This is a genomic window from Rhodoferax sp., assembly GCF_028715765.1.
GTDB lineage: Bacteria > Pseudomonadota > Gammaproteobacteria > Burkholderiales > Burkholderiaceae_C > Rhodoferax.
This window is the reverse complement of record NZ_JAQURE010000060.1, coordinates 1-14,089: the sequence shown is the minus strand read 5'-3', so window position 1 is coordinate 14,089 and position 14,089 is coordinate 1. Positions and strand designations below refer to the sequence as shown.

The following is a 14,089-nucleotide window of genomic DNA, read 5'->3' as shown; positions in this document are numbered from 1 at the left end:
GCGTCGGCGGGGTCTTTGAAGAGGCTTGAGAGTTTGTTGCCGTAGAACTTGTCGGCATCAAACGTGCTGCCGCCAAAGAGTTTGAGCAGCTCTTTGGCCGGGGGCGTGGCGTGTACCAGCAGGGCTTGCGCGTCTGACACGGTCACGCACACCGGCAGGCTGTCCAGGCTCAAGCGGATGCGTTCGTTGAAGGCAGCGGCGGTGGCAGCGTCTTTCATGGCCGCTTGGACTTGGTCCATGGCGGCGCTGATGCGCGCTTTTTGACCGGGCAGGCGCTCCATTTGCACGTCAAGATTGCCATTTGCATAGCCTTGCACCACTTCCACCACTTTCATCTTCACTGCGATGTGCGTTTGCACCAGGGTGTTGATGGACTGCGCCATTTGCCCGTAGGCACCGGGCAGGCCTTGATCTGACATTTTGAAGTCGAGTGCACCCGCCTCGTGCTGGTGTGCTAAATCTGCCTGTGCGAGTTGAAATTGAGTCAAAACAGACTGCATGGCACGCAATGCGGTCAACACCTGAGCGGATTCGTCACACCCCTGTGGCGCTGCAGGCATCTCCGACAGATCACCTTCCGCAATTTTTTGCAAATGGCGATTTGCCCTTTTCAGCCCACCACTGGTAACAAGATAAAAGGCATAAAAAAGATAGGCTGCCAGCGCAATTGCCAGCAAGCCCACGCTTGCAGCAACCACCAGACGCTGCTGCATCACCGCAGACCGGGCTAACAAAATGCCATCCAGGGCATCCAAGCCTTTGTCATAAAAAGACTGTGTTCGCAACAGGGCGGCTTGCCCCTTGTCGTAAAACTGGGCTGCGGTGAATTGCTTTTGACTCAGCAGCAATTGCGGATCCTTGGCCATTGAATAAAAAGCAAGTGCGTCATCCCATACCGCCATGTCCAACTGCTCTTTAAGAGTTGGGTTGGCTGCAAATGATCGCTGCATATAGGCTCTGACTTGTCTGATGCCGGCCTCCACGCCCGCAGCCCAAACGGCATAACGTTTTTCCTCAGCCACGGAGAGGCTTTGCTTGGCCAATGTGAAAGTGCCCCAACCCCACAGCTGGCCAATGTCTTCAGCCAGACTTGGCATGGTGAGTGCCATGGTGTTGATCATGTAAAAACTGTCAATATCCGGGTCAAGCACCAGGTTGGAGTTGTCCCCCACCAACACAAGCAACTCAGCGACCGATTTCGACACCGGGCCAAACACCGTTCGGCCTTCTGCATCCACACCATTGACCGCCTTGGCTGTGACATCCCAAGCGGCTTTGAGTTTGTCGAATTCGGGTTTGAGCTTGAGCTGATCCTCAGAGAGGGTGATGTATTTATCAAAGGCCTGCAAAGCTGCATCGGTATTGGAACGTGCGGCGCGGTAGGCGGCTTGCCCATCGAAGCCGCCCAAAGAGGCTCGCGTCGCGTTACGGGCTTGCAGCACAGCAGAGTAAACCGGAATAAATTGACGTAACGCCACCACCCCCTGACGCTCTTGCGCAGTAAAGGCCATCTGATCACGCTGGCTCGCGGCAAAGAAATACCCAAACAAAACAATGGGCAAGAGAAACATCAGGCAAATCAAGGTGGCTTTGCCACCAAACTGCAAATTGGCCATCAGACGCATACCGGGGCCCCAAAGACCTTTGACCGTGGCATCCGTAGCGGAAGCGTGAGATTTTGAATGCATCATGAAGTTCCCTTGTTGATCAATTTGATTCATGCGAATTGAAGTTGCCCATATTCCGCCAGCAGCGAGACTAAGAGCACACCCAAAGCCGGTTCAAACCAGCACCAATGTGCATGTTGTTGCGGTTCATTTGTTAAGGCTGCCCAGTGGTCATGCACCCACTCGCACAGCGTTGGGGCCGAGGTCAGCGGTAACCAAGTCACCCAGCGAGCCCACGTCCAGAATCAGCGCCACCTCGCCACTGCCCAAAATGCTGGAGCCCGAGATGCCACGCAGGGTTTTGAACAAGCGCCCCAGCGGTTTGATGACGGTTTGCTGCTGTCCCATCAGCACCTCGACCTCAATGCCGTATTTGCCCTTGGGCGCATTCACCACCACCACGCTGGTGCGCTCGGGCAGGGTCGACTCCACGCTGTAGAGGGTGCGCAGGCGCACCACTGGCAACACGTTGCCGCGCAGTTCCACCACATGGCGGCCGTTTTTGTCGACCCGCACATGCTGGCCACCGGCTTCGATGACTTCCACCACCGAACCCAGCGGCAACACAAATTTGGCCTTGCCCACACCCACCAAAAAGCCGTCAATGATGGCCAGTGTGAGCGGCAGCCGAATGTCCACCTGCAAGCCTTGGCCGGGGCGGCTGTTGAGCTTGAGGTTGCCACGCAGTGCCTCAATGTTGCGCTTGACCACGTCCATGCCCACGCCACGGCCAGACAGGTTGGTGACCTGCTCGGCAGTGCTAAAGCCAGGCTCAAAAATCATCATATTGATGACATCGTCTGAGGGCACCACGCCTTGCTCGATCAAGCCTTTGTTCCAGGCGCGCTGCAGCACCCGCTCGCGGTTGATGCCGCGGCCATCGTCTTCAATGCGAATCAAAATGGCGCCGGTTTCGTGTTTGGCGCTCAGCGTGAGCTTGCCTGCTGGGGTTTTGCCCGCAGCAATGCGCTCGGGTGGTGGCTCCAGGCCGTGGTCTAGCGAGTTGCGCACCAGGTGCATCAGCGGGTCGGCAATTTTCTCGACCATGGATTTGTCAAGCTCGGCCTCGCCACCCACAATCTCAAAATTGACCTCTTTGCCCAGGCTGCTGGCAGTGTCGCGCACCACCCGACGGAAGCGGCTGAAGGTCTCGCCCACCGGCACCATGCGCAAGCCGAGCGTGCCGTTGCGGATTTCTTCAATCAGGCTGTTCATGTGCAGGTTGGCCTCGATCAGCGCCACATTGCGGGTTTCACGCGCCAGCAAATTGGCACCCGCCCCGGCAATCACCAGCTCGCCCAACAGGTTGATGACCGCATCCAGGCGGTCGGCCTGCACCCGAATGAAGCGGTTTTCTTCGCCACCCGTGGATTCTTTGGTTTTTTGCTGCTTGGTCAAAGCGGCTTCCACCACCGCCGGCGCAACCCCGGCCTTGGCCTCCAGAAGATCACCCAATTTGGCCTTTTCACCTGATTTGGATGGCGTGGACTGCTCTTGATTGAGTAGCACCTCAGTGAGCTGGGTTTGGCTGACTGCGCCGACCGACACCAGCATGTCGCCCAAACGTGGCGCGGCTGGCATGGCTTCAATGGCGCGCACCAGCAGTTGCTCGGGGCTCTCTGGCTCTTTCACATCCAGCTCGCAGTCGTCGAGAACAAAGCTGAACGCACCTTCAATCTCATCGCGCCCGGCAGCAGACTCCAGCGCCATGTCAAAGCTGAGGTAACAGGTCTCAGGGTTCAGGTTGACCAGCGCAGGCACATGGTCAATGCCACAGTGCATGGATTTGACGCTGCCCAAGCCTTTGAGGTATTTGGCAATCGAGAGCGGATCCATGCCGTTGCGAAAAGTTTCCTGGCCAAAGCGGGCAGAGATCTGCCACACCGTGAGGCCTGGCTCAGCGGCCGTTGCCGGGCTGGCTGATTGAGTATCTTTTTGGCCTGTAGCGCTTTTATCACCTGCATGAGTAGCTACTGTTTTTGAATCAATAGCGGGGACCGGTTGACTTTCGGTGATGGCTTGGAGTTGGATGACCAGGTCGGCACGCAAGTCTTTTTGATCGGGCGTGTCAGCCGACTCATCGCTGGCGGTGTCGACCAAAAACTTGATCTGGTCATTGCACTCCAGCAGCAGGGTGCTCAGTGCCGGGGTCAGGTTGATCTTGCCTTCACGCAGTTGGTCAAGCAAGGTCTCCACATGGTGGGTGAATTCCACCACCTTGTTCAAGCCAAAAATACCAGCCGAGCCTTTGACGGTGTGGGCACAGCGAAACAGGCTGTCGAGCAGCTCACGGTCATCGGGCTGCTCTTCCAGCTCCAGCAGCAGGGTTTCGATGGCTTCGGTTTGCTCACCCGCCTCGCTGATGAAAGCGGGCATGGCAGCGGCGATGAAATCGCGGTCGGCATCGGTGGCGTTTTTCATGGGGCGTGTCCTTTCAAGCGGCGGTTTGCTCTGCCAACCAGTCGCCCAGCCCCAGCGTGGCACAGGCTTGCACCAGGGCGTCGGTGGGTTGGGTCAATTTCCAGGGTTGGTCAATGTGCGAGAGCGCGGCCAGCAGTTGCAGCCCCGAGCCATCAATCTCACTGACTTTGGCGGCAGAGATTTCAAGCACCTTGCTGGACGCCGCCGTTTGCGCGGTGACCCAGGCCAACAGGGCGTCGCGCGTTTCGACCGCGCTGTAAATCGTCATCTCCTCGGGGAGCTCAAAGGCTTGACTCATGACAGGTTCCTGAATTCAAAGTGACTGCACCCGCAGGCGGCGGCAACACAAATGCCCAACCACCCACCGAGGGTGAACGTTCTATTTTTGAGACTTTGCCGCTGTTTAAGGCAAGCAGAGCTTAGAGACCGCGTTGAGCAGCGACGCTGGCGAAAACGGCTTGACCATCCAGGCCTTGGCACCGGCGGCTTTGCCTTCTTCTTTTTTGGACTCCTGGCTCTCTGTGGTGAGCATCAAAATCGGCAAAAAACGGTAATTGGGCAGCGCCTTGGCGGCTTTCACAAACTCAATGCCGTTCATGCGTGGCATGTTCACGTCGCACACCGCCATGTGAATTTTGCGGCCGTCCAGCAAAGCCAATGCGGCCTGGCCGTCACCGGCTTGCAGCACGTCGTAGCCTGCGCCTTGCAGCGCCATGGCCACCACCTGTCGCAGGCTGGCCGAGTCGTCGATTACCAATATGGTTTGTGCCATGTCTTGTTACCTCATCAAAAAAAAGTGGTTTCATCATCTGCTGGAGCGCCGGGGTCGGTGCTTCCAGCATGCAATTGGTGCTGCTCGGCCATCACGTAGCTGGACTGCAGGCGTGCCAGCCAGTCGGTGGCGTTGAGATCAGGGGAGGGGGACAGCATGGCCGCTTGCAAGCGCTCAATGTCTTCGTGCAGCAGCGTCATCATTTGGCTGATGCGGTCTTGGTACTGAAAGCCCCGGTACATGCGTTCCACTTGCTGGCTAACCACTTCGGTCTCGTGCACAAAAGGTTTGGCCACTTGCTCCAGGGCGTCGGCACTGGCGTGAATCATGCGCAGCACCTGCGCCATGGCCGCCTGGGCTTGCGGCGTGCAGCCCGACATGACCGGCTGCAGCACCTGCTCGCAGGCTTGTGCCAGCTGGGTGATGCCATCTTCGCCTTGCGCCAAGGCACCCGCCACTTGTTTGGACTGGCGCGACGCCATGTCCAGGTGCGGCCCCAACTCGGCAAAGGCGGCCAGCATTTCGGCCACGGCGGTCTCAGACTGGCTGCGTGAGCTGGCCAGCTGGCGTGCCCACACCGGCAGCACCTTGGCACTGAGCGCCACCAAGGCCTGCGCCGTTGCGGCACTGTGCGCGGGCAATTCAGCCGCGCCAGGTTGGCCTGCAGCGGGTGAAAACATGTCAACTGAGGTCATGACTGGCTTCCAAACAAAATGAAATTGTGCGTGGCAGAAAAATAACTGGCCTGCTTTACACGTTGAGCCAACTCATGTTGAGGTAGCAACCGCAGCCAATCAGCCGATCATCGTCAAGCGGCATCACATACGAGGCCTTGGCTTGCACGTCGCGCGTGACCGGGTTGGTGATGGTGTAAGTGACCCAGCCACCCTGCTCCTGGTCACACTCATACCAGGCATCTTCAATGAGTTTGTCAGCATCTAGCCCCGCAATGGCGCGCAGGTCAGAGCCGTCTTTTTCAGGCATCGACCCGTGCACCACATAAAACCCGGCGCGGTCAAAGACAAAGATGTACATGTCGCGGTCAATGAAGCCGCCCTGGGGGTCATGAAAATCGCGCACCGCCTGCTCAAAGCCAGCCGTGCGAATGTGCACCAGGGCATCAAACACCAGCTGGCGCGCCTGGTCGGCAGTGCCGTGACGCAGGCGAATGTCGCCCACCGAGATTTCCAGCGTCGACGCCTGCCCGATCATGCGGTCTGAGTTGTAGCTGGCGCGGATGACCAGCTCGGCGTTTTCATGGGTGAGCACATCGAGGTCGCCCACCGCGTGCACCACCTCTTCAAGTGCCGCACTTTGCGAGGCGCTGCCCTCGGCCATGACGTTGACGTTCATGGCAATTTCGCCAATGCCCGAGATCAGGCTCTCCATGGTCTCGTTGATGCGCCGAATGTTGGCCACGGTGTCACCCACGCGGGCGGCAGATTCGGCAATCAAGCCGCGAATTTCAGCCGCGGCACTTTGACTGCGCTTGGCCAGGTTGCGCACTTCAGCCGCTACCACGGCAAAGCCGCGCCCCTGCTCGCCAGCGCGCGCCGCCTCAACCGCGGCATTGAGCGCCAACAAATTGGTTTGGAAGGCAATGCCGTCAATGGCGCCAATGATCTCAGACATGCGTTTGGACGTGACCTCCAGCGGCCCCATGCTTTGCATCGCCTGGGTCATCATTTTGCCGGCGCCATCGGCCTCGGTGTGCAGGCTGGCGGTCATCATGCTGACCTCTTGCGCCGCCTGGGCATTGCGCGCCACGGTTTCGCTCACGTGCTTGACGTGCAACGAGGTTTGTTGCAAGTGCTGGCCTTGAGCTTCAGCGCGTTCGGCCAGGGAGCGGGTGTCTTGCACCAGCTTTTTACCGGTGTCGCCCAACATCACCGCAGCGGTGCGGATGTTGGCCACCATGCTGGACATGTTGCTGATCATGGTGTCGAGGTGTTTGCTGAAGTTGCCCAGGGTTTTGACGCCTGAGCTGGTGGCGTTGGTCAGGTCGCCCTGGGCGGTGGCTCGCATGGCCTCTGCAGTGCGGTCGCGCTCACCCCGGGTGATGCTGAAGAAAGCTTGCTGCAGGTAACCCCAAAGCACCAAGCCCGAGAACGCCAGCGTGGCCACCAGGCGGCCATTCAAAGGCGCGTGGTCTGATTCAAACAGGTGCAACAGCAAGATCACCGCCAGCGCCAGCAGCATGGGCACTTGCATGACCAGAAAACGGGTGCGCCCGCCCAAGGGTTTGAGCAGTGCAATACCTGGAGCCAATACGTTCATGGTGAGCCTCAGCAAATGTGACGTGGGGAGCAAGGGGTCAGCATAACGGCTACTTCAGTGCCAATTCAAGCTTGGCCTTGAGGGTGTCAAGCCGTGGCGGCTTGACGATGTAGCCATACACCCCCAGGGGCATGGCTTCATTGAAAGTGGCGGGGCTGGCGTCAGCGCTCATGAAAATGACTTTCATGGCCTTGATCAAGGCGTTGCTGTGGCCGCGCAGTTGCTGCACAAAGGCCAGGCCGTTCATGGGTTCCATGTGGATGTCGGTCAACACCACATCAGGCTTGAAGCTTGCCATGGCACGCAGCGCCGTGACACCGTCGGTGGCGATTTCAATCTGTTGCACCCCCAAGCGGCGCAAACTGTTGACCACATAGGTGCGCATGACTTCATCGTCATCCACCACCAAAATTCGAGCAAGATTGAGATTCATGATTTTGATTGATCAGAGCGGACATCAAAGTCTACCCACATGTGCCTAAACAAACGACTTCAAACTAGCTTAGCAGCAAATTCACCTGCTTTACCCTGACTAAAACTCTTTAAGTGGTCGCCAAATAGCGGCCAATTTCATCTTGCAACTGCGCCAGCTTGGGTGCCACCAGGGCGTAGCGCGGCGCCACCACGTCTGCCGTGCCGGTTTTACTCAAGAATTCAACTTCAGTCACTTCTTCAGCCAGCGCATCGACTGCAAAAATGGGTAAATACCCTTTCATGGCATGCAGCAGCGCATTGGCTCGCGGCACGTCAGCCTGCGCCAGCGCTTGGGTGATGTCAGGCAAACTGGCACTCATGCTGGCATGGACGGTGCTGAGAATTTTGCGCAAAGACGTGTCTGAGCCCATCATCGACACGCCGCGCACCGCATCCAGGTAGCTCACTGCTGGCATGGGGGTGTCATCTTTCAAGGCCAAATCAGAATCAACTGGCATACCGTTACCTCAAAGCAAGTGAAATAGTTCACAAAAATGTGTGAAATCTCATTCTAAGAGTGGTTTTATCAGCCCTACCAGCCCCAGCCCAAGTGCAGCGGCATGTACACCGCCATGCCCGACACAATGGTGCCCAGCACGGCCTGACCCTGGCCTTTGCGCCAAAAGAAGAAGGCGGCACCGGTCAATGCGGCGTAAATGCGGGCATCTTGCCAACTGCTCACCAGTTGCCCGTGCAGCATCACCACCTCGGGCGCCACCACCGCCGCGAGCGCAGCAATCGGCGCATATTGCAAGCCGCGCTGCGCCCAGTGCGGCAAATGCCAGGGCTGGTTGCTCATGAAAAAGAAGCAGCGCGTGACCACGGTGACCAGCGCCAAGCCCACAATCACGCCCAGCGTCCAGAGGTCAGTAGTGTCTGGCAGCGGGCTGTTCATGCCGCCTCATCTTGGCGTTTGGGCCAAGTTGCCTCCAGCAACAAACAAAAGGCCACCGCGCTGGCAATGGCCACCACAATGTTGAGCTTGAGCGGCAAGGCATAGGCCACCACGGCCGCCAACCCCGCCACCGCCGCCGACACCTGCCGCAGGGCACTGGAAGCCAGCGAGCAGCCCACCCCCAGCAGCGCCAAAATGCCGGCAAAGCCCAGCCCCCAATGGGTCGGTATCACATTGGCCAGGGCAATGCCCAACAAGCTGGCTGCTTGCCAACTGAACCAATTGAACAAACTGCCGCCACTCAGGTAGGCCAGTTGCTCACGCCGCTGCAGCGGGTCTTGGCTCGGGTGCGGGTAATGGCGGGTGAACAGCACATAGCTCAAGTCCGCCGTCAGGTAGCCATGAAACAGCCGCCAGCGCAGCGGCAGGTGCATCAGGTACGGCCGCATGTGGGCGCTGAACACCACAAAACGCAAATTGACGCAAAAGCTGGTGGACAAAATCACCCACACCGGTGCGCCCACTGCCAGCAACGGCATGGCCGCCAACTGCGAGCTGCCGGCAAACACCAACAGGCTCATGGCCACCGCTTCAACCGTGCTCATGCCCGACTTGACCATGGCCACCCCAGTCATCAAACCCCAAGCCGCCAGGCCGGGCGAGACCGATGCCATTTCACGCACGCCGCGCAGCAACGCCGGGTGCTGCCACCACTGCCGGGCCTGGAACAAGAGTTGTTGCATCAGCGCCAAGCACTTTCACCAGCTGAGACAAGGCTGGGGAGGAACCTGGCGGCTTGACGCCGGTGCATCATCCCAACACCTGCCCGAGCTGCAGCGGGTTGCCGCGCAAAAAATCTGCAGCACTCAGCCGCTTGCCACCCGGGCGCTGCAGCTCGGTCACCATAACTATTGAATCCATAGCTGCTAGCGCAATACCAGAGGGCGTTAGAGCCACAATTTGCCCACAAACTGCAGCAGCATCCGGCACACCTGGCGCCACCTGCGCCGACCAAATTTTCAACACCTCACCGCCCAGCAGGGTCGTGGCACCGGGGAACGGGTTGAAGGCATGAATTTTTTGGACAATCGCCTGCGCCGGTTGCGCCCAGTTCAGGGCGGCCTCGGCCTTGTCAATTTTGTGGGCGTAGCTGATGCCCTGCGTGGGCTGCGGCACGGGCTTGAGCTGCTGCTGCGCGGCCTGTGCCAGCACCCGCACCATCATCTGCCCGCCCAGCGCCGCCAGCTGGTCATGCAGCGTGCCGTTGGTATCCAAGGGCGTGATGGGCAAGCTGTGGCACAGCAGCATGTCGCCGGTGTCCAACCCGGCATCCATTTGCATGATGGTGATGCCGGTGTGCGCATCGCCAGCTTCAATGGCACGGTGAATAGGCGCAGCACCGCGCCAGCGCGGCAGCAAAGAGGCATGGATATTGAAGCAACCCAGCCGGGGCGTGGCCAGCACCCACGGCGGCAAGATCAGGCCATAAGCGGCCACCACCATGGCATCGGCCTGCGCCGCTTGCAACACCTGCTGCGCGGTGGCGGCCTCGTCTGCAAACTTGCCCTCCAGCCGCAAACTGCGCGGCTGCGCCACGGCAATGCCGTGGGCCAGCGCCAGCTGTTTCACCGGTGAGGCCTGCAGCTTCATGCCCCGACCCGCGGGGCGATCTGGCTGGCTCAGCACCAGCACCACCTCATGCCCCGCCGCCAGCAAGGCCGCCAGCGCCACGGCGGCAAACTCGGGCGTGCCCGCAAAGACCAGCTTCACTCGCGCGCCTCGCGCTGGGCTTTGCGCAGCTTGGTTTTGATGCGGTTGCGTTTCAGGGGCGACAGGTATTCCACAAACACCTTGCCCATCAGGTGATCCATTTCGTGCTGAATGCACATCGCCAGCAGGCCGTCGGCCTCGATCAGGCGGCTTTGGCCGTCGCCGTCCAGGGCTTCGGCCTTGACCTGGTCGTGGCGCTGCACGCCATCGTAAATGCCGGGCACCGACAGGCAACCTTCTTCGTTCAGGTGGGTTTCGGGGCTGGTCCAGATGAGTGTGGGGTTGATCAACACCAGCGGGGCATCGCGCCCTTCTGACACATCAATCACAATCAGCCGCTCATGCACGTCCACCTGGGTGGCGGCCAGCCCCACGCCTTTGGCCTCGTACATGGTCTCCAGCATGTCGGCCACCAGGGTTTTGATGCGCGCATCCACCACCGCCACGGGCTTGGCAACGGTGTGCAATTTAGGGTCGGGATAGCAAAGAATAGGGAGTAAGGCCATGGTGTGATTTCAAAGAAGGTGGTATTTTCGCCATTTTCCCGTGTCCCCATGCGTGCCACGGGTGACAATCGTTTTGTAATTGATATCCCAGGCGCACAATTTGACGCGACTTCACAGGACACGCTTCACCATGACGACACCTCTTCCACCTGTTTTTGCGGCCACCCTCACCCTGACCGCGCTGGCCATGAGCTTGGCAGCACTGCCCGCTGGCGCCCAGACGCATCCGATCTCCAACCAGCAGCGCGCCACAGCCAACCAGGTGGCGCAAGCCGGTGTGCCGCTCAATGCCCTGAAAGCCGACGCCCCCAGCAGCTACCGCGTGAAAGCCGGTGACACCTTGTGGGGCATTTCCAATGTGTTTCTGACCACCGCCTGGCGCTGGCCCGAACTTTGGGGCATGAACCTGGCCGACATCCGCAACCCGCATTTGATCTACCCCGGTCAAACGCTGTTTTTAGACACCAGCGAAGGCCGTGCCCGCTTGCGCATGCAGGCCGCCAGTATGGCCTTTGGCGGCGATTTGCCCACCGTGAAAGTGTCGCCCCGCACCCGGGTCGACAACCTGGCCAGCAGCGCATTGCCCACCTTGCAAAACAAAACCATTGAGCCGTTTTTGGCCGAGCCGGTGATTGTGGACGAGCTCACCCTGAACAGCGCGCCGCGCATTGTGGCAGCGCAAGACAGCCGGGTGCTGCTGACCCGTGGTGACCGTGCCTACGCCCGCGGCGCCGCGGGTGCCGAACTCACCGATGACCCACAACAACGGCAAAAGCTCTACCGCGTGTTTCGCAACGCCACCCCACTCAAAGACCCCTTGACGGCCGAGGTGCTGGGCTATGAAGCCCAGTATGTGGGCAAGGCCAGCCTGGTGCGCAGCGAAACCACCCAAACCAGCACCGGACCAGATGGCAAAGCGGTTACCGAGGTGGTGCCCGCCACGATTGACATCATCGAGGCCAAAGAAGAAATGCGCGTGGGCGACCGCCTGCTGCCCGAGCCACCGCGCGAATTCCAGAACTACCTGCCACACGCCCCAGCACAACCTGTGGACGCGCGCATTGTGTCGGTGTACGGCAGCGCCGTGGCCAACGCCTCGCAAAACCAAGTGGTCACCATCAACCGTGGCAAGCGCGACGGCATGGAAAGCGGCCATGTGCTGGCCATTTTGCAAGATGGCGCCCGGCTGGTTGACAAGACCGACGCCACCCTGCCGCAAATCAAACTGCCCGACGAGCGCAATGGCTTGCTGATGGTGTTTCGCACTTTTGAGCGGGTGTCTTACGCGCTGGTGCTGGACATCACCAGCGGCGTGAAAATTGGCGACCATCTGGTCAACCCCAACTGACACCCGCCCACCCCCGTGGAACGCGATGAACTGGCCGCCTGGCTGCGCCTGACCCTGACCCCGGGTGTGGGCAACGGCACAGCACGCAAACTGCTGGCCGCTTTTGGCTTGCCCCAAGCTATTTTCGAGCAGCCCCACAGCGCCCTGACGCAAGTGGTGAGCAGCAACCAAGCCAGCGCACTGCGCAGCGCGCCGCCCGAGCTGGCCAGCCTGCTCGACACCACCTGGGATTGGCAACAACAAGACAACCCCCACGGCCTGCGTCACCAGGTGCTGGCACTGGGGGACAGCGGCTACCCGCAGGCGCTGTTGCGGCTGGACGACCCGCCGCTGATGCTGTACCTGCTGGGTACCGCACAATTTATACCAAATAGCCCTCTAGCACCCGTGGATACTGCGCAAGCAGCTCTCAAAATAGATAAAGTCTCTGGCATTGAAAAGAGCACGGACGAGCACACTGGCAGCGGCATTGACCCGCTCCACAGCCTGGCCGTGGTGGGCAGCCGCAACCCCACGCCGCAAGGTGCCGACAACGCCCGCCGCTTTGCCAAAGCCATGGCGCAAGCGGGGCTGACGATTGTCAGCGGCATGGCGCTGGGCGTGGACGGGGCAGCCCACGCCGGTGCACTGGAAGGCGCGGCAGACGACGCCACGGGTTTGACGGTGGCCGTGGTCGGCACCGGGCTGGACCGGGTCTACCCCAAGGCGCACCGCGAGCTGGCGCACCGCATTGCCCGCCATGGCGTGCTGGTGAGTGAATACCCGCTGGGCACGCCGCCCATCACGGCCAACTTTCCCAAGCGCAACCGGCTGATTGCCGGGCTGGCCAACGGCACGCTGGTGGTAGAAGCCGCACTCAAATCGGGCTCACTGATCACCGCGCGGCTGACCACCGAGCAGGGCAAAGAAGTGTTTGCCATTCCGGGCTCGATTCACGCAGCGCAGTCACGCGGCTGCCATGCCTTGATCAAGCAAGGCGCCAAGCTGGTGGAGTCGGCACAAGATATTTTGGAAGAACTGCAGTGGCCGCTGCAGCTGCAAAGCGCATCAAATTCAATAGCTGCTGACGCTTATTCGGAGGGCGCTACAGGCCACAATGACATAAATTCCGGGTTGCTCTCTGCCCTCGGTTTTGACCCGGTGGGGCTGGACGCCCTGCAAGCTCGCTGCGGTCTGGATGCGGCGCAGCTGCAAGCCGAGCTGATGGGGCTGGAGCTTGAAGGCCAAGTGGCGCGCTTACCTGGCGGCTTGTACCAACGGCTGTCTGGCACACAATAGCAGCGCTCATTCTTGAACAGGGCTGAAGAAAAACGGCTTATTTCGAGGCATCAACTCAACGCGGCGCAGCTACAGTGGCTGCATGTTTGAAGTCCTCGCTTATGTCTACGACCATTACTGGCAGGGTGACAGCTGCCCCACCTTGCCCACGCTGCAGCGCCAGTTGCGGCAACTGGGCTTTGCCGACACCGAAGTGGTGAACGCGCTGCTGTGGCTGGAAGAGCTCAAGCGCGCCAGCCAGAGTTGGCACCCAACCGCTGCCTCCGCGTGCCTGCCCAACGCACTCACCACGAACGCCATGCGGGTGTTGACCCCCGCAGAGCAACTGCGGCTGACGCCAGAGAGTTGGGCTTATTTGCTGTTTTTGGTGTCGGTGGATGCACTGCCCATGCAGCGTTTTGAGCTGGTGATGGATCGGGTGCTGGCTTGCGCACCCGACCCCTTGGCGCTGGACGAATTTAAGCTGGTGGTGCTGATGGTTTTCTGGAGCTTGGGCGAAGAGCCCAGCGCGCTGGTGCTGGACGATTTGTGCGACAACCCTTCGGCGCGGACGGCGCACTAACTGTCATGAATCCAAGCCGACGCCCCGGATGATGAAAGAAACTCTAGGGTGGAGGTGACGGGGTCGATGCCGAGAAAATTCTTTGGGAGCGAGCATCCCGATAACTAACTTGGCACGCC

General features: G+C 59.9%; 14 protein-coding genes and 1 pseudogene. 3 read left to right on the top strand and 12 right to left on the bottom strand.

Annotation, left to right across the window (positions count from 1 at the left end; genetic code table 11):
* From PHT20_RS14970 to def, 12 genes and pseudogenes are all read right to left on the bottom strand, one after another.
* A pseudogene (locus PHT20_RS14970) lies at nucleotides 1-1,688 on the bottom strand (hypothetical protein); the annotation flags it as partial.
* Nucleotides 1,689-1,838: 150 nt separating this feature from the next.
* Complete coding sequence (locus PHT20_RS14965) at nucleotides 1,839-4,088, bottom strand: chemotaxis protein CheA (RefSeq protein ID WP_301021138.1); 2,250 nt, start codon at nucleotides 4,086-4,088, stop codon at nucleotides 1,839-1,841.
* A gap of 13 nt (nucleotides 4,089-4,101) precedes the next feature.
* Complete coding sequence (locus PHT20_RS14960; protein ID WP_301021137.1) at nucleotides 4,102-4,386, bottom strand: STAS domain-containing protein; 285 nt, start codon at nucleotides 4,384-4,386, stop codon at nucleotides 4,102-4,104.
* Between the two features lie 105 nt (nucleotides 4,387-4,491).
* Nucleotides 4,492-4,860 carry a response regulator gene (locus PHT20_RS14955; RefSeq protein WP_300081771.1) on the bottom strand — a complete coding sequence of 123 codons (369 nt, stop codon included), beginning with the start codon at nucleotides 4,858-4,860 and terminating at the stop codon, nucleotides 4,492-4,494.
* 14 nt (nucleotides 4,861-4,874) lie between these two features.
* Nucleotides 4,875-5,555 carry a hypothetical protein gene (locus PHT20_RS14950; RefSeq protein ID WP_300081768.1) on the bottom strand — a complete coding sequence of 227 codons (681 nt, stop codon included), beginning with the start codon at nucleotides 5,553-5,555 and terminating at the stop codon, nucleotides 4,875-4,877.
* A 55-nt stretch (nucleotides 5,556-5,610) separates the two neighbouring features.
* Nucleotides 5,611-7,137 (bottom strand): methyl-accepting chemotaxis protein, encoded by a 1,527-nt coding sequence (locus PHT20_RS14945; protein ID WP_300081766.1) that lies wholly within the window; start codon nucleotides 7,135-7,137, stop codon nucleotides 5,611-5,613.
* A gap of 49 nt (nucleotides 7,138-7,186) precedes the next feature.
* Nucleotides 7,187-7,570 (bottom strand): response regulator, encoded by a 384-nt coding sequence (locus PHT20_RS14940; RefSeq protein WP_300081763.1) that lies wholly within the window; start codon nucleotides 7,568-7,570, stop codon nucleotides 7,187-7,189.
* A gap of 109 nt (nucleotides 7,571-7,679) precedes the next feature.
* Complete coding sequence (locus PHT20_RS14935; RefSeq protein ID WP_300081760.1) at nucleotides 7,680-8,069, bottom strand: hypothetical protein; 390 nt, start codon at nucleotides 8,067-8,069, stop codon at nucleotides 7,680-7,682.
* Between the two features lie 74 nt (nucleotides 8,070-8,143).
* Nucleotides 8,144-8,506 carry an AzlD domain-containing protein gene (locus PHT20_RS14930; protein ID WP_300081757.1) on the bottom strand — a complete coding sequence of 121 codons (363 nt, stop codon included), beginning with the start codon at nucleotides 8,504-8,506 and terminating at the stop codon, nucleotides 8,144-8,146.
* On the bottom strand, nucleotides 8,503-9,249 hold the full coding sequence (locus tag PHT20_RS14925) for an AzlC family ABC transporter permease (RefSeq protein ID WP_300081754.1): 747 nt from the start codon (nucleotides 9,247-9,249) through the stop codon (nucleotides 8,503-8,505). Before PHT20_RS14925 ends, PHT20_RS14930 begins: the two co-directional genes overlap by 4 nt.
* 67 nt (nucleotides 9,250-9,316) lie before the next feature.
* Entirely contained in the window at nucleotides 9,317-10,276 is a 960-nt protein-coding gene (gene fmt, locus PHT20_RS14920; protein ID WP_300081751.1) for a methionyl-tRNA formyltransferase, read from the bottom strand.
* The gene (gene def, locus PHT20_RS14915; RefSeq protein WP_300081748.1) at nucleotides 10,273-10,782 is read right to left on the bottom strand and encodes a peptide deformylase; all 510 of its coding nucleotides are present in this window, start codon (nucleotides 10,780-10,782) and stop codon (nucleotides 10,273-10,275) included. The genes fmt and def overlap by 4 nt, the downstream gene beginning before the upstream one ends.
* 187 nt (nucleotides 10,783-10,969) lie before the next feature.
* Between def and PHT20_RS14910 the strand changes: the two genes are divergently transcribed.
* From PHT20_RS14910 to PHT20_RS14900, 3 genes are all read left to right on the top strand, one after another.
* Complete coding sequence (locus PHT20_RS14910; protein ID WP_300081797.1) at nucleotides 10,970-12,130, top strand: LysM domain-containing protein; 1,161 nt, start codon at nucleotides 10,970-10,972, stop codon at nucleotides 12,128-12,130.
* 15 nt (nucleotides 12,131-12,145) lie between these two features.
* On the top strand, nucleotides 12,146-13,408 hold the full coding sequence (gene dprA / locus PHT20_RS14905; protein ID WP_300081745.1) for a DNA-processing protein DprA: 1,263 nt from the start codon (nucleotides 12,146-12,148) through the stop codon (nucleotides 13,406-13,408).
* Between the two features lie 82 nt (nucleotides 13,409-13,490).
* Nucleotides 13,491-13,970, top strand: a complete 480-nt coding sequence (locus PHT20_RS14900) for a DUF494 domain-containing protein (protein ID WP_301021136.1) — start codon at nucleotides 13,491-13,493, stop codon at nucleotides 13,968-13,970.
* Nucleotides 13,971-14,089: the final 119 nt, after the last annotated feature.